18 protein-coding genes are annotated in these 21,549 nt (G+C 74.1%); 13 read left to right on the top strand and 5 right to left on the bottom strand.

The window, feature by feature from the left end:
* Positions 1-113 precede the first annotated feature (113 nt).
* Positions 114-608 (top strand): hypothetical protein, encoded by a 495-nt coding sequence (locus tag FF36_RS21130; RefSeq protein WP_044886866.1) that lies wholly within the window; start codon positions 114-116, stop codon positions 606-608.
* Between the two features lie 143 nt (positions 609-751).
* A partial coding sequence (locus tag FF36_RS36425; RefSeq protein ID WP_206778469.1) for a hypothetical protein occupies positions 752-1,003 on the top strand: 252 nt, incomplete at its 5' end.
* Between the two features lie 370 nt (positions 1,004-1,373).
* On the opposite strand, the gene hypB is transcribed toward FF36_RS36425, so the two are convergent.
* Positions 1,374-2,090, bottom strand: a complete 717-nt coding sequence (gene hypB / locus FF36_RS21120; protein WP_201784171.1) for a hydrogenase nickel incorporation protein HypB — start codon at positions 2,088-2,090, stop codon at positions 1,374-1,376.
* A gap of 141 nt (positions 2,091-2,231) precedes the next feature.
* A complete protein-coding gene (locus tag FF36_RS21115) occupies positions 2,232-2,675 on the bottom strand; it encodes a hydrogenase maturation nickel metallochaperone HypA (RefSeq protein WP_242422690.1) in 444 nt (147 codons plus the stop codon).
* A 221-nt stretch (positions 2,676-2,896) separates the two neighbouring features.
* Here FF36_RS21115 and FF36_RS21110 point away from each other — a divergent pair, with 221 nt between their 5' ends.
* From FF36_RS21110 to hypE, 9 genes are all read left to right on the top strand, one after another.
* Positions 2,897-3,868: an NADH-quinone oxidoreductase subunit B family protein gene (locus FF36_RS21110; protein ID WP_044886862.1), complete on the top strand. Its 972-nt coding sequence runs from the start codon at positions 2,897-2,899 to the stop codon at positions 3,866-3,868.
* Between the two features lie 68 nt (positions 3,869-3,936).
* Complete coding sequence (locus tag FF36_RS21105) at positions 3,937-5,544, top strand: nickel-dependent hydrogenase large subunit (RefSeq protein WP_044886861.1); 1,608 nt, start codon at positions 3,937-3,939, stop codon at positions 5,542-5,544.
* Positions 5,541-6,113 carry a hydrogenase maturation protease gene (locus tag FF36_RS21100; protein ID WP_063870477.1) on the top strand — a complete coding sequence of 191 codons (573 nt, stop codon included), beginning with the start codon at positions 5,541-5,543 and terminating at the stop codon, positions 6,111-6,113. Before FF36_RS21105 ends, FF36_RS21100 begins: the two co-directional genes overlap by 4 nt.
* Positions 6,106-7,437 carry a tetratricopeptide repeat protein gene (locus tag FF36_RS21095; RefSeq protein ID WP_236705702.1) on the top strand — a complete coding sequence of 444 codons (1,332 nt, stop codon included), beginning with the start codon at positions 6,106-6,108 and terminating at the stop codon, positions 7,435-7,437. The genes FF36_RS21100 and FF36_RS21095 overlap by 8 nt, the downstream gene beginning before the upstream one ends.
* Positions 7,434-8,735 carry an NHL repeat-containing protein gene (locus FF36_RS21090; RefSeq protein WP_236705703.1) on the top strand — a complete coding sequence of 434 codons (1,302 nt, stop codon included), beginning with the start codon at positions 7,434-7,436 and terminating at the stop codon, positions 8,733-8,735. The genes FF36_RS21095 and FF36_RS21090 overlap by 4 nt, the downstream gene beginning before the upstream one ends.
* Positions 8,732-11,194, top strand: coding sequence for a carbamoyltransferase HypF (gene hypF, locus FF36_RS21085; protein ID WP_044886860.1), 2,463 nt, complete (start codon positions 8,732-8,734; stop codon positions 11,192-11,194). The genes FF36_RS21090 and hypF overlap by 4 nt, the downstream gene beginning before the upstream one ends.
* A gap of 4 nt (positions 11,195-11,198) precedes the next feature.
* The gene (locus FF36_RS21080; protein ID WP_044886859.1) at positions 11,199-11,465 is read left to right on the top strand and encodes a HypC/HybG/HupF family hydrogenase formation chaperone; all 267 of its coding nucleotides are present in this window, start codon (positions 11,199-11,201) and stop codon (positions 11,463-11,465) included.
* On the top strand, positions 11,462-12,607 hold the full coding sequence (hypD, locus tag FF36_RS21075; RefSeq protein WP_044886858.1) for a hydrogenase formation protein HypD: 1,146 nt from the start codon (positions 11,462-11,464) through the stop codon (positions 12,605-12,607). The genes FF36_RS21080 and hypD overlap by 4 nt, the downstream gene beginning before the upstream one ends.
* Positions 12,604-13,725 (top strand): hydrogenase expression/formation protein HypE, encoded by a 1,122-nt coding sequence (gene hypE, locus FF36_RS21070; protein WP_044886857.1) that lies wholly within the window; start codon positions 12,604-12,606, stop codon positions 13,723-13,725. Before hypD ends, hypE begins: the two co-directional genes overlap by 4 nt.
* A gap of 34 nt (positions 13,726-13,759) precedes the next feature.
* On the opposite strand, the gene FF36_RS38605 is transcribed toward hypE, so the two are convergent.
* Entirely contained in the window at positions 13,760-15,574 is a 1,815-nt protein-coding gene (locus tag FF36_RS38605) for a serine/threonine-protein kinase (RefSeq protein ID WP_044886856.1), read from the bottom strand.
* 238 nt (positions 15,575-15,812) lie between these two features.
* Here FF36_RS38605 and recQ point away from each other — a divergent pair, with 238 nt between their 5' ends.
* Entirely contained in the window at positions 15,813-17,780 is a 1,968-nt protein-coding gene (recQ, locus tag FF36_RS21060) for a DNA helicase RecQ (protein WP_044886855.1), read from the top strand.
* Positions 17,781-17,904: 124 nt separating this feature from the next.
* Here the strand turns inward: recQ and FF36_RS21055 are convergent, their stop codons facing one another.
* Entirely contained in the window at positions 17,905-18,636 is a 732-nt protein-coding gene (locus tag FF36_RS21055; RefSeq protein WP_157871731.1) for a class I SAM-dependent methyltransferase, read from the bottom strand.
* Positions 18,637-18,932: 296 nt separating this feature from the next.
* Between FF36_RS21055 and FF36_RS21050 the strand changes: the two genes are divergently transcribed.
* Positions 18,933-20,543, top strand: coding sequence for a protein kinase family protein (locus FF36_RS21050; RefSeq protein WP_044886853.1), 1,611 nt, complete (start codon positions 18,933-18,935; stop codon positions 20,541-20,543).
* Positions 20,544-20,591: 48 nt separating this feature from the next.
* Here FF36_RS21050 and FF36_RS21045 read toward each other — a convergent pair whose 3' ends face one another.
* A complete protein-coding gene (locus tag FF36_RS21045) occupies positions 20,592-21,023 on the bottom strand; it encodes a hypothetical protein (RefSeq protein ID WP_044886852.1) in 432 nt (143 codons plus the stop codon).
* Positions 21,024-21,549: the final 526 nt, after the last annotated feature.

Raw genomic sequence — 21,549 nt, 5'->3', positions numbered from 1 at the left:
CAAACACGGACTATTCAAACACTGTCAGCATCTACTGCCGTTGATCGACGATGTGGAGATGACCGCCCACCAGGACCTGGCGCTCCCCGACCCGCAGGGTCATTCCCGGTGGCATGCACGTCTTCGAGCGGCTGATCGAGACGCCCGATCTCGTGGTCGTGCTACACGGGGTGCAGGCCCAGCCGGCCGGGTTCATGGCCGGGTTGATGGCCGGGTTCTTCGCGGTCGGTCCGAACATTGTCCGGTTCCTGAGCGTCGAGGAGGAGGCCGCGGCGCGGGCGGGGCGTGAACCCGTCCCGCCCGAGGCTCCGATCTGGTCCGCCTGCGGGCCGGGGGCCGTCCCGGTGTGCTGCGAGCTCCGGCCGCCGGATCCAGCGTGCGCGCTCAGCCTGTCGCACTTCGGCGGCGGCTACACCACGGACCGACGACGATCACATGCGTGGGTCTGGGTGCGGCCGATGCCGCGTTCCGGCGATGTCGCCTGCACCGGACGCACCGCCGGACGGACAGGGCAGACCGTTATCGACGGCGCGGCGCTGCGCGCGGCGGCTCGGACCGCCCGCCGAATCCGGGCGGCCGGCCCACCGGAAGGAGAGGGCCGGCCGTGAGCGGACCGGCGAAAGCGGCCGAGCCGCCAGCATCCATCCCGGTCGGCGTCGACTGCTATCTGGTGGTGCTGGAGACACCGCGGTTCGCCGTCGTGGCCGACGGTGTGCTCGCCGAACCCGACGGCGTCGAGATCCACTTGACNGCCCTCGGTGCGGACCTTCCGGCCATGCCTGGGCCGCCATCGGCGATCATCATGCGATCCGGGTCCTGGCTCGGGCGCGCCTACGCGGTGCTGCGGGTGGAACCGCTGCCCGGCCGCGGGGATCTTCAGATCGCCGCCACCATCGCCGGACCAGCCGCCGAGACGGTGATCAGCGGCGACGACCTGCGCCGAGCCGCATCGTCGAGCACCGCCCGGCGATGGGAAAGGGGCTCCGGCGGACGCTGCGGTTGATTCCTCCCGCCGGCAGGGGTCAGCAGACGGCCGACGACGGGGGGTAGGGCTGGCAGGGCGGAGGCGGCGGGCAGCCGGCTGCGGTGGTGAGGAAGCCGAAGGCGGCGGCCACCGCGACGGCTGCCAGTACCCTGCGTTTACCCGCGTCACGTGAATGCCTGCGATTTCCGCTGGATGGGCGCATGTCTCAACCTTTCCGCGTTCCGCAATCCCGACCACAGGCTTTCTACCGGACCGGTCGCAATAACCGGACGCGACGCGCCGAGAACCGCCGACCCAATGTTCGATCTTCTCCGGATCGCCGACCCACCGGAGACGCACCACCGGATTTCTCGCCGACGCCGAAATGTCAATTAAATCAGGGCACGACCTAACGCCGGGCTGGGGCCGCACCAGGTGCTCCGAGCGGGTCTGCCAGCCAGTCGCACCAGGCGTTGACGCCCTCCCCGGTGCGAGCGCTGACGGCAAGCACGTCCACCCCCGGATTGACGGCGTCGAGGTTGCGCCGGAACGCCTCGGTGTCGAAGTCGAGATGGGGCAGCAGATCCGTCTTGTTGACGAGCACGAGATCTGCGGAGCGGAACATCACCGGATATTTGAGCGGTTTCTCCTCGCCCTCGGTCACGGCGAACACCATGGCGCGCCGGTCCTCACCGACGGCGAACTCGGCGGGGCACACCAGATTGCCGACGTTCTCGATGATGATGAGGTCGAGTTCGGCGAGCGGTAGCCGGGGCAGCGCGGAGGCGATCATCGGCGCATCCAGGTGGCATTCCCCGCCGAAGCCGTTGCCGGTGTTGACCAGGGCGATCGACGCGCCGAACCCGTCGAGGCGATCGGCGTCCAGACTGGTCTCGATGTCCCCCTCGATGACGCCGATCCGCCGGTGCGGCGCGAGGCGGCGCAGCGTCTCGGCGAGCAGGGTCGTCTTCCCGGCGCCGGGCGCGGACATCAGGTTCACCACGGTGACGCCGGCCGCGTCGAATGCCGCCCGGTTGGCCCGCGCGACCCGCTCGTTCTCCCCGAGAATCCGCTCCAGCACCTCGACCCGTTCCGCGCCGGTGCGGTAGCCGGAATGGTCCCCCACCGAACCGGGCGGCCGCGCGTGACCGTCCTTGTGCGGATGGTCATGCGGCTGACCGTTCTGGTGCGGCTGGCTGTTTGCGTGTGGCTGGCTGTTTGCGTGTGGCTGGCTGTTTGCGTGTGGATGGAATCGACCCATGGTTCGTCACGCCTCCACGGCGTCGGTCGCCACCTCGAAGGAGGTGACGAGAAACTCCTCGCCGCTGACCAGGACGACGTCGGTGGTGCCACAGGCGGCGCAGCGCAGGATCGGCACGGCGAGCTCGCTGTGCACGCCGCACCGCCGGCAGCGCACGCCGGCCGGGACGGACTCGACAACCAGCACCGACCCGGCCAGTACCTCGGCCCCGGCCGCGTCGGCGTGCGCCAGCTCCCAGCAGTAGACGAGGGTGTCCGGCACCACCTGCCGCAGTGCCCCCACCCGCAGATGCACCCGGGTCACCGGCCGGCCGGCCGCGTGCCGGGCGACGATGTCCGCGACGGAACGGCAGATCGACAGCTCGTGCACCGCCCTGCCCCCTCTGACGTCCAGCCGGGCTCCCTGACGTCCCGCCGGGCTTCCTGACGTCCCGCCGGACTCCTTGAACATCCGCCGGGCTCACTGTGGTCCTGCCAGGCACGCAGCGGCAAACGCCACCACGCATTGGTGGCAGCCTCCGCACACGACGCATCGGCGTCCCCTTCCCGGGCACGTAGCGTCGCTGTGCCGGCAGTCCTCGTGCGGCCTGAGCCATGCGACGCGAGGCGCGCGGCGACCGGTCGCGATCCGCCGCCCCACCGGTTGCCGGCCATCCGACGAAGGGACCACCGATGTCATCCGTGCTCTGGTTTCAGGGCGGGGCGTGCAGCGGCAACACGATGTCGTTCCTGAACGCCGAGGAACCCACCGTCATCGACCTGATCACCGACTTCGGCCTGGACCTGCTCTGGCATCCGTCGCTGGGCCTGGCCACCGGCGGGCAGGCGCGGGAGCTGTTCTGGAACTGCGCCCGGGGTGAGCAGCCGGTCGACATCTTCGTCTTCGAGGGCTCGGTGATACGCGGCCCGGACGGCAGCGGCCGCTTCGACGTGTTCGCCGACCGGCCGATGCAGGACTGGGTGCGCGACCTCGCCGGCCAGGCCCAGGTGGTCGTGGCGATCGGGGACTGCGCCTGCTGGGGCGGGGTTCCGGCGACGGCGCCGAACCCGACCGACTCCACCGGGCTGCAGTTCCACAAGCGCGCTGCGGGCGGGTTCCTCGGCCCGGACTTCCGCTCGCGAGCCGGGCTGCCCGTCATCAACGTGCCGGGCTGCCCCGCCCATCCGGACTGGATCACGCAGATCCTGGTGGCGCTGGCCACCGGCCGCGCCGCCGACATCGCGCTCGACGAGCTGCACCGGCCGCAGACGTTCTTCACCACGTTCACCCACACGGGCTGCACTCGTAACCAGTACTTCGAGTACAAGCAGTCGACGCTGACCTTCGGCGACGGGACGCGGCAGGGCTGCCTGTTCTACGAGTTCGGCTGCCGCGGGCCGATGACGCACTCCCCGTGCAACCGGATCCTGTGGAACCGGCAGTCGTCGAAGACCCGGGCCGGCATGCCCTGCATCGGCTGCACCGAGCCGGAGTTCCCGTTCTTCGACCTCGCCCCCGGCACGGTCTTCGGGACCCAGAAGGTCGCCGGCGTCATCCCGCGGGAGGTCCCCGAGGGCAGCGGCCACCTCACCTACCTGGCCCAGGCGGCGGCCGCCCGGCTGGCCGCGCCGGAATGGTCGAAGAAGGACATGTTCGTCGTCTGACCCGCCGGCAGGGCGCGCGTCCCGCCCGGGAGCGGCGCGAGGAACCGCACAGGAAAGAAGAGATTCCCATGACGACCGTCGATCTCAACGTCAGCCCGATGGGGCGCGTCGAGGGTGACCTCGACGTCCGGGTCACGATCGACGACGGGGTGGTGGCCTCGGCCTGGACCGAGGCGGCGATGTTCCGTGGCTTCGAGATCATCCTGCGGGGCAAGGACCCGCAGGCCGGCCTCATTGTGACCCCGCGGATCTGCGGAATCTGCGGCGGCAGCCACCTGTACAAGGCGGCGTACGCGTTGGACGTGGCATGGCAGACCGAGCTGCCGCCGAACGCGACGCTGATCCGCAACATCGCGCAGGCGTGCGAGACGCTGCAGAGCATCCCGCGGTGCTTCTACGCGCTGTTCGCCATCGACCTGACCAACCCCCGATACGCCTCCTCGCAGCTCTACCCGGAGGCCGTGCGCCGGTTCACCCCGTTCACCGGGTCCAGCTACGGCCCGGGGGTGGTGCTGTCCGCCAAGCCGATCGAGGTGTACGCCATCTTCGGCGGGCAGTGGCCGCATTCCAGTTTCATGGTGCCGGGCGGGGTGATGTGCGCGCCGACGCTCGCGGACGTGACCCGCTCCATCGCGATCCTGGAGCACTGGAAGACCGAGTGGCTCGAGAAGCAGTGGCTGGGCTGCTCGGTGGACCGCTGGCTGGCCAACCGCACCTGGGCGGACGTGCTCGCCTGGGTGTACGAGAACGAGGCCCAGCACGACAGCGACTGCGGCTTCTTCCTGCGCTACTGCCTCGACATCGGCCTCGACGGCTACGGCCAGGGCATCGGCAACTACCTGGCAACCGGGACGTACTTCTCCCCCGACCTGTACGGCCGGCCGACGATCGAGGGCCGCAACGCGGCGCTCATCGGCCGCTCCGGGGTGTACGCCGGCGGCGCTTACACCGCGTTCGACCAGGCCCGGGTGCGCGAGGACGTCACCCACTCGTTCTACGCGGGCACTTCGGCGCGTCACCCGTTCGACGGGGAGACCAACCCGATCGACCCGGTCCGCGGCCGCGAGCAGGGCAAGTACAGCTGGGCGAAGTCCCCCCGCTATGACGTGCCGAACCTCGGGTACGTGCCGCTGGAGGCCGGCCCGCTGGCCCGCCGGATCGCCGCCGCCGCCCCGGGCGCGGCCGCCCACCAGGACGACGACCCGCTGTTCGGCGACATCCTCGACGCGATCGGCCCGTCGGTGATGGTGCGCCTGCTCGCCCGGATGCACGAGGCGGCCAAGTACTACCAGTGGGTGCGCGCCTGGCTGGACCAGATCGACCTGCACGAGCCGTTCCACGCCACGCCGGTGCAGCGCGCCGACGGGCGCGGCTTCGGCTCGACGGAGGCGGCCCGCGGCTCGCTGTCCGACTGGATCGTCCTGGAGAACGGCAAGATCGCGAACTACCAGGTGGTCACGCCGACGGCCTGGAACATCGGGCCCCGCGACGGTGACGGCACACCCGGCCCGATCGAGGCTGCGCTGGTCGGCACCCCGGTCGCCGACCCGGCCGATCCGATCGAGCTCGGCCACGTGGCCCGCAGCTTCGACTCCTGCCTGGTCTGCACGGTCCACGCCTACGACGGGCGGACCGGCAAGGAGCTGAGCAGGTTCGTCATCAACGGGGACCTGTGAACACCGGACGGCCGGTACCCGCCGGACGGCCGGTACCCGCCAGCCCGCGGGTGCAGGTCGACCCGCCCGGCCTCGAGCCGCCGCGCTGCGACGCGGCGGTGATCGGCTGCGGGAACCTGCTGCGCGGCGACGACGGGGTGGGACCGATCCTCATCCGCCGCCTCGCCGAGGCGGGCGTGCCGGCCGGAGTGCGCCTGGTCGACGGCGGCACGGCCGGGATGGACACGGCCTTCGCGATGCGCGGCGCGCGCCGGGTCGTCATCGTCGACGCCGCCCGCACCGGCGCCGCGCCGGGCACCGTCTACCGGGTGCCGGCCGCGGAACTCACCGATCTCCCCCTGTACCTGCCACACCCGCACGCCGTGCGCTGGGACCAGGCACTCGCCTTCGGCCGCTGGCTGCTCGGCGACGACTACCCGGCCGACGTCACCGTCTACCTCGTCGAGGCCGGCGGCCTGGAACCCGGGGCCGACCTCACCCCGCCCGTGCGCCGCGCGATGGAACGGATGCAGAAGCTGATCCTCGCCGACCTGTCCGACCAGCACAGCGAGGAAGACACCCATGACTGACCGCGACACCGCGACCGACACTGCTGTGACCGACAGCGCCGTGACCGATGCCGCCGTGACCGATGCCGCTGTGACCGATGCCGCTGTGACCGACACCGCCGCGTGCTGTGCCCGGCCGCAGCCGGTCGGGGTGTTCCCGCTGCCCGCCGGCTTCCTGCTGGTGCCGGGCGGCGACGACACGGCCGAGCTGCGCCGCACGCTCGCCGCCGGGCGCCACCCGGACACCTGGCCGGCGCGCCTGCTCGCGCTGGAGCTGGCCTACCGCGGGGACATCGTCGGCGCCGCCGCCCAGCTCGACGGCGACGACCCGATCGACCGGTACAACCGGTTCGTCCTGCGCCCGGGAGGTCCCCCGGTGGAGGACCCGGCGCGGCTTCGCCAGGCCCTCGGCGCCGAGCTCGGGATCCTCGTCGACGTGGTCCGCTTCGCCCTCGGCGATCTGGCCGAGCCCCCGCCGTTGGCCGGGGAGACCGGCGAGATCGCGGCGCTGGTGCACTCGGCGCACGCCGCCCACGCCATGGCCGCCGGGCGGACCGGCGAGGCGGCGGGGGCGCTGGGCCGGGCCGTCGCCGCGGCGTGGGAGGCGTCCCCGGGCCTCGCCGCGCAGCTGTTGTCCACCGCGGCGGACCTGCGCCGCAGCGTCGAGGGGCCGACGGACGACGTCCTCGCCGACCTGACCGCGGCGCTCGCCGCCCTCGACGCCACCGAGCTCGTGATCGCCCGTGCCGAGCTGCGCCTGGCCCTCGGCGCGGCCCACCAGGAGCGGGCCCGCGACGATGCGGCGGCCCTGCGCACCGCCGTGGAGCACTACCTGGCCGCGCTCCGGCTCATCAGCGTGGACAGCGCCCCGGAGCTGTTCGCCGCGGTGCAGGTCAACCTGGCCACCGCCTACCTGGCGATGCCGATGAGCCAGGCCTCCGACCAGTTGCGGATCGGCGTCGCGATCCAGGGCCTGCGCACGGCGCTCGCCGTGTACACCCCCGAGACCCACCCCGAGCAGTGGGCCAGCACCCAGCTCAACCTGGCCAACGCCCTGGTCTACGCGCCGTCGGCGCATCAGAAGGACAACCTGATCGAGGCGGCGGCCCGCTACCAGCAGGTCATCGTCGCCCGCGACCGGGACACCGATCCGCTCGGCCACGCCCGCGCGCTGGCCAACCAGGGCAACGCACTGGCCCATCTCGGCGCCTACGACCAGGCGACTGCGGTGTTGCACGAGGCACGGACGATCTTCGAGGAGTCCGGGGCGGACGACGCGGCGCTGACGGTACGCGGCGTGCTCGACGAGATCGCCCGCCGACGCGGCGCGCCCGGACCTGCATGAGGTCCCCCCGGTCGACGGCCACCGTCCCCGGCACCGGGACGGGTACCGCCGCCGCGAACGGCACGGAGCCGGGGGGTGCGCCGACGCGGGACGCGGTGGACGACGGCACGGCACCACAGATCGCGACGGCCGGCGAAACGGCTGCGGGCGACGCCGCGACGGCCGGCGGCGCGACGGCCGGCGGCGCGACGGGGTGGGAACCGAGGGTGTGGCTCGGCGCGCCGGCGCCGGGAGGGCTGGCGCTGCCCGCGGCGCGGCCGTCGCCGTCCTGGCTGTACGCGCCGCGCGGGGTGTGGCTCGGCGACGACCTGCTCGTGGTGGCCGACTCGGGCAACCACCGGGTGCTGATCTGGCACGGTCGCCCGGCCCGCGACGGTGCCCCCGCCGACGTCGTGCTCGGCCAGGCCGACGCGAGCAGCGAGGGCCCGGCGGCCGGCGGACGCGGGCCCGAACGGGGGATGCACCTGCCGACCGGGATCGTCGTCACCGACGGCCGGCTCGTCGTCGCCGACGCCTGGCACCACCGGATCCTCGTCTGGAACACGGTCCCGACGGCCACCGACACCCCTCCCGACCTGGTCCTCGGTCAACCGGATGCGGCGAGCGTGCGGGAGAACCGGGGCGGGCCGTGCGGACCGACCACCTTCTACTGGCCGTTCGGCGTGGCCGTGATCGGCGGGCGCTTCTACGTCGCCGACACCGGCAACCGGCGGGTGCTGGGCTGGTGGGGCGGCCTGCCAGCCTCCCCCGATCAGGCCCCCGACCTGATCCTGGGCCAGCCCGATCCGACCAGCCGGGAGGACAACCGCGGGGGCCCGGCCGGGCCCGCCACCTTCCGGTGGCCGCATGACGTCGCCGGGAACGCCGGGCGGCTGCTCGTCGCCGACGCCGGCAACCACCGGCTGCTCGGCTGGACGCCCCATCCCGACGCCGACACCGCCGCCGGCCTGGCCCTCGGCCAGGCCGACCTGACCGGCTGCGGTGAATCCCCCTACGCCCCCGGCCGGGCCGACACGCTGCGCTTCCCCTACGCGGCCGACTGCGACGGCGATCTGCTGGCCGTCGCGGACACCGCCAACAACCGGATCCTGCTCTGGGACGGCCTGCCACAGGTCACCGGCGCGGCGGCCACCGCCGTACTCGGCCAACCGACGTTCGCCGACACGGGCGAGAACCGCTGGTCGGGCGTCACCGCCGACACGTTCTGCTGGCCGTACGGCCTGTCCCTGTCCGACGGCCGGCTCGCCGTCGCGGACTCCGGCAACAACCGGGTCGTCATCTGGGAACGGCGGCCATGATCGCGCCGCGCGCCGGCGAGAGGTCCGCGCCGCACCCGCCGGACGGGCGGGTGCGCCGACGGGTCGTGGTCGAGGGCATCGTGCAGGGCGTCGGGTTCCGGCCCCACGTCCACCGGTTGGCCAGCAGCCTTGGGCTCACCGGCTTCGTCGGCAACGACTCGGCCTCGGTCTTCGCGGAGGTCGACGGCGACGCCGCCCACGTCGCCGAGTTCCTTCGCCGGTTGGCCCCGGCCGCGCCGCCCCTCGCCCGCGTCGACCGCATCACGGTCACCACCGTTCCCCATCCCCTCCATCCGGGCGGGGGCGCGTTCCGGATCGTGGCCAGCACGGCCGCGGCCGGCGCGCGGACCCTGGTGCCGCCGGATGCCGCGGTGTGCGCGGACTGCCTGCGCGAGCTGTTCGACCCGGCGGACCGGCGTCACCGCCACCCGTTCATCACGTGCACGAACTGCGGCCCCAGGTTCACGATCATCGAGGCGCTGCCGTACGACCGGGCGGCGACGACGATGGCCCGCTTCCCGATGTGCCCGCGGTGCGCGGCCGAGTACGCCGACCCCGCCGACCGCCGCTTCCACGCCGAGCCCATCGCCTGCCCGGACTGCGGGCCGCGGCTGTGGTTCAGCCCGGCGGACGGGCCGGCGGTGACCGGCACCGACGCGGCGCTCGCGGCCGCCCAGCGGGCGCTGGCGGCCGGCGCGGTCGTGGCGGTCAAGGGTGTCGGCGGCTACCACCTGGCCTGCCGCGCCGAGAACGACGAGGCCCTGGCCCGGCTGCGCGGGCGCAAGAACCGACCGGACCAGCCGTTCGCGGTGATGGCCCGCGACCTGGCCACGGCCGCCCGAGTCGGGGTTGTCTCGCCGACGGTGGCGGCGCTGCTGGGCGCGCCGGCCGCGCCGATCGTGCTCACCGGCCGCGCCCCGGGGGCGCCCGTGTCGGCCCTGGTCGCACCGGGCAGCCCGCTCATCGGGCTGATGCTGCCGTACACGCCGGTTCACCACCTGCTGTTCGCGCCGATCCCGGGCGGCGGCCCGCCGCCGCGACTGCTCGTGATGACCAGCGCCAACCGCTCCGGCGAGCCGATCTGCTTCGACGACGGCGAGGCACGCACCCGCCTCGCCGGACTCGCCGACGCCTTCCTCACCCACGACCGGCCGATCCTGGCGCCGTGCGACGACTCGGTGCTGCGCTGCGACGCCGAGCAGGTCGTGCCGCTGCGCCGAGCCCGCGGCCACGTCCCGCTGCCGGTGGATCTCCCCCGCCCGGTCGGGCCGGTGCTCGCCGCCGGCGGCGAGCTGAAGAACACGCTCTGCCTGACGACCGGGCGGCGGGCGATCCTGTCCCAGCATCACGGCGACCTGGGCAGCCTCGCGGCCATGGCGGCGTTCGAGCGGTCCGGCGCGCGGATGGCACGCCTGTACGGCGTCGAACCCGCGGCCTTCGCCGCCGACCCCCACCCCGGCTACGCCACCCGGGCCTGGGCGCAACGAGCCGCCGGCACCGACCGCCCCCTGCGGCTGGTGCAGCACCACCACGCGCACGTGGCGGCGCTGCTCGCCGAGCACGGCCGACTCGGCGAGCCCACCGTCGGCGTCGCCTTCGATGGCACCGGCTACGGCGGCGACGGCACGATCTGGGGCGGCGAGGTGCTCCTCGTCGGCTCCGACGTCACCCGCGCCGAGCGCATCGCCCACCTGCGCCCGGTCGGCCTGCCCGGCGGCGACGCCGCGGTGCGCAACCCGTGCCGGGTGGCGCTGGCCCACCTGGCCGCGGCGGGCCTGGCCTGGTCGGCGGATCTCGCCCCGGTGCGGGCCTGCTCCGCCGCGGAGTTGAGCACAGTGCGCACCGCCCTGGACCGGGGCGTGGCCTGCACGCCCAGCAGCAGCATGGGCCGGCTGTTCGACGCGGTGGCGGCGCTGCTCGGGGTGCGCCAGCGGACCACCTATGAGGCGCAGGCCGCCGTCGAGCTGGAGGCCCTCGCGGCCAACGGTCTCGCGGCCCACGGTCTCGGCGCTGGCCGGCGGGGCGGTGACAGCAGACCCGAGGCCGCCGGGCCGATCGCGGTCGTCGCGGGGCGGCGGCCGCTTGCCTTCGGGCTGGCCGACGGCGTCCTGGAGCCGGCGCCGGTGCTGGCGGGCCTCGTCGACGGCCTGCGGGCGGGCGTGGGGGTGCCCGCGCTGGCCGCCGCGTTCCACCTCGCCGTCGCGGACGCGGTGGCCCGCGTCGCCGAGGTCGCGCGGCGGCGATACGGCGTCGGCCTGGTCGGGTTGACCGGCGGGGTCTTCGCCAACGTCGTGCTGCTGCGGGCCTGCCGGGCGCGGCTGGCCGCCGCCGGTTTCGACGTGCTCGTTCATCAGGAGGTACCGGCGGGCGACGGCGGGCTGGCGCTCGGCCAGGCCGCCGTCGCGGCGCTGGCCGGCGATCAGGATCCGGCGCCGGTCGCCGACGGGAAGGAAATGTGACGCGATGTGCCTGGGGATACCCGGCCGGATCATCGAGATCTGGGATGACCGCGGCACCCGGATGGCGCTCGTCGACTTCGGCGGCGTCACCAGGACCGTGTGCCTGGCCTACCTGTCCGATGTCACCGTCGGGCAGTACACGATCATTCATGCCGGTTTCGCGTTGACGACCGTGGACGAGGACGCGGCGCGGCAGACGCTGGCGATGTTCCGCGAACTCGGGCTGCTCGACGAGGAGCTCGGCGCGGCCGAAGCCGAGGTGGGCCGGTGAAGTACCTGACGGAGTTCCGCGACCCGGAGCTGGCCCGGTGGCTGCTGGACGCGATCGCCGCCACCGCGAGCCGGCGCTGGACGCTGATGGAGGTCTGCGGCGGCCAGACGCATGCGATCATCCGGCACGGGCTCGACCAGCTCCTCGCCGACCAGGTCGAGTTCATCCACGGGCCCGGCTGCCCCGTCTGCGTGACGCCGCTGGAGACGATCGACCGGGCGCTGGCGATCGCCGCCCGCCCGGAGGTGATCTTCTGCTCGTTCGGGGACATGCTGCGGGTGCCGGGCAGCGACACGGACCTGTTCACGGTGAAGGCCCGTGGCGGGGACGTCCGGGTGGTGTACTCGCCGCTGGACGCCGTCCACCTCGCCGAGGCGCATCCCGACCGGCAGGTCGTGTTCTTCGCGGTCGGCTTCGAGACGACCGCACCGGCCAACGCGCTGGCGGCGGTGACGGCACGGCGCCGCCGGCTGGCGAACTTCTCGATGCTCGTCAGCCACGTGCTGGTCCCGCCGGCGATGAGTGCGGTCGCCACCGCCCCGGGCAACCGGGTGGAGGCGTTCCTCGCCGCCGGCCACGTGTGCACGGTGATGGGCACCGAGCAGTACGAGCCGCTGGTCGCCGCGCACCGGATGCCGATCGTCGTCACCGGGTTCGAGCCGCTGGACCTGCTCGACGGGGTGCGCCACGCCGTCGCGCAGCTCGAGGCCGGCCGGGCCGAGCTCGCCAACGCCTACCGGCGGGCGGTGCAGCCCGAGGGCAACCCGGCCGCCCGGGCGATCCTGGCCGAGGTGTTCACGGTGTGCGATCGGGCCTGGCGGGGCATCGGGACGATCCCGGACTCGGGCTGGCGGCTCGCGGACGCGTGGCGCGACTTCGATGCGGAGATCCGTTTCGACGTCGGCGGCCTGACCGTCGCCGAACCGGCGGCGTGCCGCAGCGGCGCGGTGCTGCAGGGGCTGCTCCGGCCGCCGGACTGCGCGGCGTTCGGCACGTCCTGCACGCCGCGCCGCCCGCTGGGGGCGACGATGGTCTCGGCGGAGGGAGCGTGCGCCGCCTACTTCCAGTACCGGCGCCTCGCCCCGGCCGGCAGGGCCCACACCTCGGACTCCGCCGGGCCGGCAGCGGCGGTGGAGGCATGACCGACCTGGCGGACATGACCGGCTGGGCCTGCCCGACCCCGCTGCGTGACCATCAGCGGATCGTGCTGGGCCACGGCGGCGGCGGCGTGCTGACCAGCGAGCTGATCGAACACCTGTTCCTCCCGGCGTTCGCCGCAGGCGGGTCGACAGCGCGACGTGACCCGGCTGCGGCACTGCTGGACGCGGCGTCGGCAGCCTCGGCGGACGCGGCACTGGCGGACGCGGCGGTCCTGGCCGTCGGCGGGATCAGGCTGGCGTTCACGACGGACTCCTACGTCGTGCGGCCGCTGTTCTTCCCCGGCGGCTCGATCGGCGAGCTCGCCGTCCACGGCACCGTCAACGACCTGGCCTGCCGCGGCGCGGTCCCGCTGGCACTGTCGGCCGGGTTCATCCTGGAGGAGGGGCTGGAGCTCGCCGTCCTCGGCCGGGTTGCGCAGGCGATGGGCCACGCCGCCGCGGCGGCGGGGGTGCGGCTGGCCACCGGCGACACCAAGGTCGTCGAGCGCGGCCTCGCCGACGGCCTGTACGTCAACACCAGCGGCGTCGGGCTCGTCCCGCCCGGAGTGGACGTCCGGCCCGACCGGGCGGCGCCCGGGGACCGGATCATCGTCTCCGGGCCGATCGGCGAGCACGGGATCGCGGTGCTCAGCGTGCGTGAGGGGCTGGAGTTCGGCGGGGACGTCCGCTCCGACACCGCGGCGCTGCACGGGCTGGTCGCCGCCATGCTGGCCGCGACCATCCCCGGGGTGCACGCGCTGCGCGACCCGACCCGCGGGGGCCTGGCGACCGCGCTGTGCGAGATCGCCGCCGCGGCCGGTGCCGGCGTCGAGTTCACCGAGTCCGCGGTACCGGTGCCGCCCGTGGTCGAGGCGGCCTGCGGCTTCCTCGGCCTCGACCCGCTGCACGTGGCCTGCGAGGGCCGGCTCGTCGCGTTCGTCGCCGAGGCCGACACGGACGCGGTGCTCGCCGCGATGCGGGCGCACCCGGCGGGACGCGACGCGGTGGTGATCGGCTCCGTCACCGCGGAGCACCCGGGCGTCGTCGTCGCCCGCACCGCCTTCGGCGGGACCCGCATCGTCGACCGACCGCTCGGCGAGCAGCTCCCCCGCATCTGCTGATGCGTCGGCTGAGCCCGGCCGATACCGCCTGGGCTCAGCCGGCGGCGCCGATCCGCACCGAGCAGTCACTGGCGGCCAGGTAGACCTGGCTGCGGCCGCCGGGGTCGAGCCTGACGACCGGCGCGTCCTTGGTGGCGGTGGCGAAGTCGACGTTCTCCCCGCTGGCGAGATCGCGCAGCACGAATTCGCAGGACTCGCTGCCGTTGAAGTCCTTGACCTGGACCTCGACGGCGCTGGGGGCGTGGAAGGCGCTGCTGTCGCCGGTCTGCTGGACAGTGAACGGCAGGGTCGCGTCGCCGCCGCCGGCCAGTGCGCTCAGTTGGCAGCCCGTGGTGGACGGCGTCACGGCCAACTCGATCCGCCCGGTCTGGTGGACCTGGAACATCCTTTCCCCGTAGACGGTGTCCGACCCGGTCAGCCCCGACGGGTTGGCGCCGTGCGGCGACAGGGTGCAGCCCACGTCGTTGCCCGACTGGCGGTCGGTGACGACCAGCCGCCAGGGGCCGGTGGCGGCGTAGCTGAAGGTCGTCGGCCCGTCCGCGCCGGAGTCCCCGCGGGTGAGCAGCACGGCGGTGACCGCTGCCGCCGCGAGCACGACGACCGCGACGCCGAGCCCGAGCAGCCGGGCACGGCGCCGACGCTTCGGCCCGCCGGCGGAGGCGCCGGCGGAGGTCCGCTCCCCCGCCGCGGCGTCGGCGAGGCCGGACAGGTTCCACGGTGGTGTGCCAGCGGGCGTCGGGCTGCCGGCGGGCGTCGGCGGCGACGGGATCGTCGGCGGCGGGCCGCTCGGCGGGGTGGGTGCATGGACGGTCAGCGTGACATCCCGGTTCGGGACGGACCCGGCTGGACGAGCCGAGTCGTGCGGTCGGCTGGCGTCCATCAGCACGCCCCCGCCGGCCGCAGCACCCGGTCCCGAAACAGCGCCCGGTCCCGAAACAGCGCCTGAACCCGAAGCGGCTCCCGGACTGGAGACGGCTCCCGGACCCGCGGCGGCGTCGCCGCCGGCCGCATCGAGGCCGGCCGCGTCCGCGAGGGCCGCGCGCAGGTCCGCAGCCGTCGGCCGGTCGGTGGGTTGGCGGGCCATCGACCGGGCGACAAGCTCCCGCAGCGACGGGGCGATCCGCGCATAGTCCACCCGGGGTTCCTCGTGGACGATGCGGTAGGTCACCGCGTCGGACGGCCCCTCCCCGTAGGGCGGCTGCCCGGTGGCGCCGTAGCCCACCAGGCCACCCCAGGCGAACACGTCGGAGGCCACGGCGGCCTCACCGGCGGTGACCTGTTCGGGGGCCAGCCAGGCCGGCGTGCCGATCAGCACTCCGGTCGCGGTGAGCTGATCGGCGTCGCGCACGGCGGCGACCCCGAAGTCGATCACGATCGGCCCCGCGGCCGTCCACATCACGTTGGACGGCTTGAGGTCGCGGTGGATGAGGCCGGCCGCGTGGATCGAGACGAGCGCGTCGGCGAGCCCGGCCGCCAGCCGCACCTGGTCGGCCTCGTCGAGGGGGCCGTGGCGGGTGATGTGCTGGCCCAGGGTGGGCGCGGCGAGGAACTCGGTGGCCAGCCACGGCGGCTCGGCGGTGATGTCGAAGTCGAGCAGCTTGGCGGTGTGCCGGCCGCGGACCCGGAAGCAGGCCTGCAGCTCCCGCTGGAAGCGGACCCGGAAGCTGGGGTTGTCGGCCAGCTCGGATCTGATGATTTTCACGGCGACCTGGCCGAGCGGGCCGTCGCCGAGGTAGACCACGCCCATTCCGCCGCCGCCGAGCCGGCCGAGCAGGCGGTGAGGCCCGACCTGGACGGGGTCGGTGAGGCGCAGGGCCGCGACCGCGCCCCGCTCCGGGTCGGTTGGCATGACGCGATCTTCTCCTCGGCCCGGACCGCGGCCGCGCCGAGCCCACGGGTGGACAACTCCCGCCGGTGCTGGGCGTCGCGGTGACAAATCATCTGGATGGTAGCGAGCCCGCGCCTGTCCGCCCATGGTCGTCGGCTTCCCGACCTCGACGAACGTCCCGGGCTGTGGACCACGGCGGTTGTCCACAAGCCGCGGACCGCGGTCCACCGACCCGGACGGATGGCCGTAGGGTGGCGAAATGACCTTGCCGCCCGGCCCCGAGGGGCACCCCGCCGACCCGTCGGGCACCTCCGCCGGTGCCGCCGGGAGCGCCGAGGGTGCCACCGGTACCGCCGGTACCGCCGGCGCCGCCGCGCAGGTCCTGCGGCGGGTCTTCGGCTACGAGTCGTTCCGGTCGGGCCAGCGGGAGATCATCGAGCATGTCGTCGACGGCGGCGACGCGCTGGTTCTCATGCCCACCGGCGGCGGCAAGTCGCTGTGCTACCAGATCCCCGCCCTCGTCCGCCCGGGCACCGGAATCGTGGTGTCCCCGCTCATCGCCCTGATGCAGGACCAGGTCGACGCGCTGCGGGCGCTCGGCGTGCGGGCCGGCTTCCTCAACTCCAGCCAGGACCTCGACCAGCGGCGGACAGTCGAGGCCGCCTTCCTCGCCGGCGAGCTCGACCTGCTCTACCTCGCGCCGGAACGGCTGCGCGTCGAGGCGACGCTGCGCCTGCTCGACCGGGGCAGGATCTCGCTGTTCGCGATCGACGAGGCGCACTGCGTCGCGCAGTGGGGGCATGATTTCCGGCCCGACTATCTGATGCTGTCGATGCTGCACGAACGCTGGCCGAGCGTGCCGCGCGTCGCGCTCACCGCCACCGCGACGCCGGAGACGCACAAGGAGATCACCACCCGGCTGGGCCTGGCGGACGCCTACCACCACGTCGCGGACTTCGACCGGCCGAACATCCAGTACCGCATCGTGCCGAAGAAGGAGCCGAAGGCGCAGTTGCTCCACCTGCTGCGCACCGAGCACCCCGGTGACGCGGGCATCGTCTACTGCCTGTCCCGGGCGTCGGTCGAGAAGATCGCCGAGTTCCTGGCCGGTCAGGGGATCCCCGCGCTGCCGTACCACGCAGGGCTCGACAACCGCGTCCGGGCCGAGAACCAGGCCCGCTTCCTGCGCGAGGACGGCATCGTCATGGTCGCGACGATCGCCTTCGGCATGGGCATCGACAAACCGGACGTCCGCTTCGTCGCCCACCTCGACCTGCCGAAGTCCGTCGAGGGTTACTACCAGGAGACCGGGCGCGCCGGTCGGGACGGCCTGCGCTCGACCGCCTGGCTGGCCTACGGACTGCAGGACGTCGTCCAGCAGCGCCGGCTCATCGACGCCTCCCCCGGCGACGCGGCGCACCGCCGCCGGCTGGGCACCCACCTCGACGCCATGCTCGCCCTGTGCGAGACGGTCGAGTGCCGCCGCGTCGGCCTGCTCGCCTACTTCGGCCAGCGCGGCACCGCGGCCTGCGGCAACTGCGACACCTGCCTCGAGCCGCCGCAGTCCTGGGACGGCACGGTCGCCGCCCAGAAACTGCTCTCCGCCGTGCTGCGCCTCGATCGGGAGCGCCATCAGCGCTTCGGCGCGGGCCACGTCATCGACATCCTGCTGGGCCGGTCGACGCCCAAGGTCACCCAGCACCGCCACGAGACCCTGACCGTCTTCGGCGTCGGCGAGGATCTGCGCGAGCTCGACTGGCGCGGGGTCGTGCGCCAGCTCCTGGCCCAGGGGTTGCTCGCCGTCCAGGGCGAACACGGCACGCTGGCGCTCACCGAGGCCAGCGCGGACGTGCTGCGCGGGACGCGCACGGTGGCGCTGCGCCGCGAGCCCGAGCGGGTCGCGCGGTCGAGTGCCAGAGCCGGCGGCGACGCCGCCTCGGCCGGCGCGGGCCGGGCCCGGCGCACCGCGTCGGTAGATCTGCCGGCGCAGGCCGCGCCGGTGTTCGAGAAGCTGCGGGCGTGGCGCGGCGCCACCGCAAAGGAGCAGGGCGTCCCCGCCTACGTGATCTTCCACGACGCGACGCTGCGCGAGATCGCCACGCAGCTGCCGACGAGTCTCGCCGACCTCGCCACGATCAGCGGCGTCGGCGAGAACAAGCTGGCCAAGTACGGCGAGCAGCTCCTCGACGTCCTCGCCGGGTCCGCCGAGCCTCCCGAACCGGACTGAACCACCGACCCGGGTCGAACCGGCGACCCGGGTTGAACCGGCGACCCGAGTTGAACCGGCGAGGTGCACTCGGCGACGGCACCCGGCCGGCGTGCCGAGGCCCCCACGCCGCCCGGGGCGCGGGTCAACTCCCGTCGGGGGCCGCCGTGCGGCCGGTGAACAGGGCCACCTCGCCGACCTGTTCCAGGGTGTGCTCGGCGAGGACGGTGCCGAGCGCGCGGTCGAGGTCGGCGGCGGTGTCCTCGGTGTTGTTCAGGATGCCGCGGCGGTTCAGCAGCCGGATCATCCGGCGGGCGCGCGGCGGTGTCCCCGGCCCCGGCGCGAGGATCGTGCTGCCGAACACCACCCCGCCCGGTTCGAGCACCGCGGCGATGTTGCCGAGGACCGCGGGGGCCTTCTCGTCGAGCCGGCCGGGGATGCAGTGCAGCAAGTAGCCCACCCCGGCCGAGGCGAACGGCGCCCCGGGCAGGTCGGGAAAGGGCTCCAGCGCGTTGACGACGGCGGTGCTCACTTCGTGGTGGCGGATCCGGCGGGCCGTCCAGCGCAGAGTGTTCTCGTTGAGGTCGGCGAGGGTGATCGCCGCCCGCCCCGGCCAGCGGGCCCGCGCCAGGTGATAGCCGGTACCGACGCCGACCTCGAGATGCCGGACGGTCGCGTACGCATTGTACTGTCGGTTGATCACGGCGGCCGGACAACGCCACACATACCGGTTGTTCAACCAGGTCACCGAGATGTCGTAGAACGCGAGGGCCGCCCATCCGTAGGTTTCGGCGGCGGCGCGAACCTCGGGTGCCGCCGCCTCCACTGCGCTGGGCACGGGCCGGGCGGCCCGCCCGCGGCGGGAAAACCGTTGCATGGCCTGCTCCTCTGGCGCGATGAACGGAAGACCGGGTAGGGCGCGAAGATATCCCGAATAGGCGGCTCGCATTCGTGAAACCGCGCGGAAGTCAGCGGTCGCGAGCGGCGTGGTGCGGCGCGGCAGGAAATGCCGCCGGCGCCGCACGGGGCCGCTCGTGGCGGCGTCCGCGTGACGCCCGGCGCGCTGCGGCGACGAGCCGGGCGGAACGTCCGGAAGCAAGCCGGAGCAGGACGATTCAGCTAGAATCGGTCGGCCGATGTCTCCCTCCGCCGCCCCGGGAAGAGCGATCTCGCATGCCGGATCCGCGCCTTGGCCCGTTCCCCGTCGACTTTCGCGTGCACGGCCTGCGCACGCACAGCGAGGCCGGCGCACGGGACGATTTCGAACAGATGATCGCCCAGCTCGTCGATGCGCTGCATCCGGGCTTCCGGCTGATCCGGCTGATAGGCGCCAACCCCGGGTCCGCGGGGATCGATGTCTTCCTCGGCCACCTCGATGACCGGATCATCGCTTGGCAGGCCAAATACCTCCTGCCGTTGGTGCGGGAGAGCCATCGCGCGCAGATCAGGGACTCGTTCCGGGCCGCGGTGCGGAATGCACGCGAGTACGGCTATGGGATCGACCGGTGGATTCTCTGCGTTCCCGGTTCGCTGGATCAGCCGACGGCGATGTGGTGGGACCGCTGGCGGCGCGAGCAGCAGGCGGCAACCTCGATCCGCATCGACATGTGGGACGAGAACGGCCTGCGGGCCCGACTCGGCCGGCCGGTGGCCGCGCACGTGCGCGCCGCCTACTACGCCTGGCCCCGCGCGGCCGGCTACGCCTGGTCCGGCATGGCGGACGGGCCGACGCCGGTCACGGATCCCCGGCCCGCACGCCGCACCACGCCCGCCGACGTGTCCTGGTTGGGCGGTGAGACGGTGCGGGTGGCAGCCCGCACCTGCCTGTTGGAGGGGAATCCGTGGGAACGGCGCGGCGGCGACGGATCCTGGGTGCTGCGGGAGGGAACCGCCTCACTGCCGGGTCCGCCGCCGCGCCCGGTGTGGTTTCGCCACGTCCTCGTGCGCCGGCCGGGGTTCGCGGCGGACGCGAAGCTCGCGACCGTGGACAGTCAGATCCGCCTGCTCGCCGAGATCGGTGGTCGGCGCGGCCTGCCCGACCTGATCGAGGGCCAGGTGACGCCGGTGGAGGCCGGCCTGCTCTCCGGCCGGCTGGCGGGTCCGACCTGGCGGGAGGTCTTCGGCCCCCCGCGCCGCGCCGACCGGGGGCCGACCCGGCCCCGCCTCCATCCGGTACGGCCGACCGGACCCGGCTACCCGTCCCCGCGCCCGACGGCAGGCCCGAGGCTCTGGGGTGCGCCGCCGGGTGAGGGCCGGGCGGCGCTGGGCCGCACCTGGGCACCGAACCCCTCGACCGCCGTCGCCCTGCTGCGCACCGCCGCGGGCGCGGGTGACGTCCTCGCGGCCCTGCACGAGGCGGGGCACAGCCATCGGGCCCTGACCCCTGATGGCCTGATCCTGCCGGGGGCCGACCCGCAGGCGGGACCGCCGACGCTGCGCGACCTGGGGCTCGCCACAGTCGCCCGCCACGCCGAGGAGGGGCCGGCCGAGTACCGGGCCCCCGAGCAGGAGCGCCTCGGGCTGCACAAACCGCGGATCGGGGTGCGCACGGACGTGTTCCGGCTGGCGGCCATGGCCTACCACTGCCTGACCGGCGTCATGCCGGCGCGCGGCGGGCCGGCGCCGCTGCGTGGGCTTCCGCTGCCGTTTCCGGTGCCGGACACCCTCGACGAGGTGCTGGTCCGGGCGCTCGACTCGGATCCGGCACGCCGGCCCGCCCGCATCCGCGTCCTCGCCGACGCCTTCCGGGTCGGCGCCGACCATCTCGCCCGCTGGGGCTACTGACGACCTGGCGGTGCGCGGCAGCCGCAGCGGTGCGAGACGGCCCCGGCGCTACGGCGTCGAGGCGGCGGCGCAGACCGTCGACCGGGCCAGGGCCAGGATGGCGCCGGAGGTCGGCTGGTCGGGGGTGATGCCGCCGTCGGCGAACCGGGCCGGGATGCGGGTCAGCGCGAGGCGGTCGCCACCCTCGGGGAGGTCGTCGAGGCAGAGGTGGGTGCCGTCGTCGCGCAGGGCGGTGTCGCTGCGGCCGGCGGCGAGGGCGGGGAACTGCGCACGGAAGGCCGTCACGAACGCCGCCGCCGCCTCCGAGTCGTGCATCAGGTCGAAGGCGCTCCCCCCGCCCGCGGCCGACGCGCCGGCGCTGGGCGTGGCCCCGGCGGGCGGCCCGCCGGATCCCCCGGCGCCGCCAGCGCCCCCAGAACCGCCGCAGGCTGCGAGAACGGCGACGAGGGCGGTCAGAGCGAGCGCCCGCCAGTTCTTCATCGGCTCCCCTTGCTCGTGGAACTCCCCTTGCTCGTGGAAGGAGCAGAGGCTAGCCGGCGCGGGCGGGCACCGTGCCGGCGGGGGCAGGCGGTCGACGCCCTCGCGCGCAGTCCGCGGCCGGCGGCGCCGGTCGGACCAACCACGGACCCGCCCGCACCGATCCACGCCGTAGCGACCCTGTTGGTCCCACATAGTTCTCCGGGTAACGGGAAATCTGCCGTGCCGTCGATGCGCCGGGCGGTATTGCGGGCCCCACGGGCATCCCGGCGGGCGCATTGCCGCCGCCATGGGGAACGGGTCCGCGCAATGCGCTGTCCACGGGTTGTGCCGGGCGCGGTTGACCCCGACCACATCCGGGGATCCCGCCGTAGCCGCAGGCCAGTCGCCCGCCCACCGCGTTCATCCGGTGTTACCGGCGGCACCGCGGCAGATAGCCGCGCCCATTCCCGCCGTCGATCGGAACAACTAGGGACATCTCACCCCGGGATCGGGCAAGTCGGTTGGACGAGGCCGGCGGGCGTCTGAT

Source organism: Frankia torreyi (assembly GCF_000948395.1).
Classification (GTDB): domain Bacteria; phylum Actinomycetota; class Actinomycetes; order Frankiales; family Frankiaceae; genus Frankia; species Frankia torreyi.
The sequence above is the reverse complement of the archived record's forward strand: the minus strand, read 5'-3'. Positions and strand labels throughout refer to the sequence as shown.

What these genes read in the sequence shown, in the direction of transcription:
- FF36_RS21105 (WP_044886861.1), top strand. Translation starts at nt 3,937, where the DNA reads ATGACGACCGTCGATCTCAACGTCAGCCCGATGGGGCGCGTCGAGGGT.
- FF36_RS21130 (WP_044886866.1), top strand. Translation starts at nt 114, where the DNA reads ATGCACGTCTTCGAGCGGCTGATCGAGACGCCCGATCTCGTGGTCGTG.
- FF36_RS38605 (WP_044886856.1), bottom strand. Translation starts at nt 15,574, where the DNA reads ATGCCAACCGACCCGGAGCGGGGCGCGGTCGCGGCCCTGCGCCTCACC.
- recQ (WP_044886855.1), top strand. Translation starts at nt 15,813, where the DNA reads ATGACCTTGCCGCCCGGCCCCGAGGGGCACCCCGCCGACCCGTCGGGC.
- FF36_RS21045 (WP_044886852.1), bottom strand. Translation starts at nt 21,023, where the DNA reads ATGAAGAACTGGCGGGCGCTCGCTCTGACCGCCCTCGTCGCCGTTCTC.
- FF36_RS21055 (WP_157871731.1), bottom strand. Translation starts at nt 18,636, where the DNA reads ATGCAACGGTTTTCCCGCCGCGGGCGGGCCGCCCGGCCCGTGCCCAGC.
- FF36_RS21080 (WP_044886859.1), top strand. Translation starts at nt 11,199, where the DNA reads ATGTGCCTGGGGATACCCGGCCGGATCATCGAGATCTGGGATGACCGC.
- hypF (WP_044886860.1), top strand. Translation starts at nt 8,732, where the DNA reads ATGATCGCGCCGCGCGCCGGCGAGAGGTCCGCGCCGCACCCGCCGGAC.
- FF36_RS21095 (WP_236705702.1), top strand. Translation starts at nt 6,106, where the DNA reads ATGACTGACCGCGACACCGCGACCGACACTGCTGTGACCGACAGCGCC.
- FF36_RS21110 (WP_044886862.1), top strand. Translation starts at nt 2,897, where the DNA reads ATGTCATCCGTGCTCTGGTTTCAGGGCGGGGCGTGCAGCGGCAACACG.
- FF36_RS21050 (WP_044886853.1), top strand. Translation starts at nt 18,933, where the DNA reads ATGCCGGATCCGCGCCTTGGCCCGTTCCCCGTCGACTTTCGCGTGCAC.
- FF36_RS21115 (WP_242422690.1), bottom strand. Translation starts at nt 2,675, where the DNA reads ATGTTCAAGGAGTCCGGCGGGACGTCAGGAAGCCCGGCGGGACGTCAG.
- hypE (WP_044886857.1), top strand. Translation starts at nt 12,604, where the DNA reads ATGACCGACCTGGCGGACATGACCGGCTGGGCCTGCCCGACCCCGCTG.
- FF36_RS21090 (WP_236705703.1), top strand. Translation starts at nt 7,434, where the DNA reads ATGAGGTCCCCCCGGTCGACGGCCACCGTCCCCGGCACCGGGACGGGT.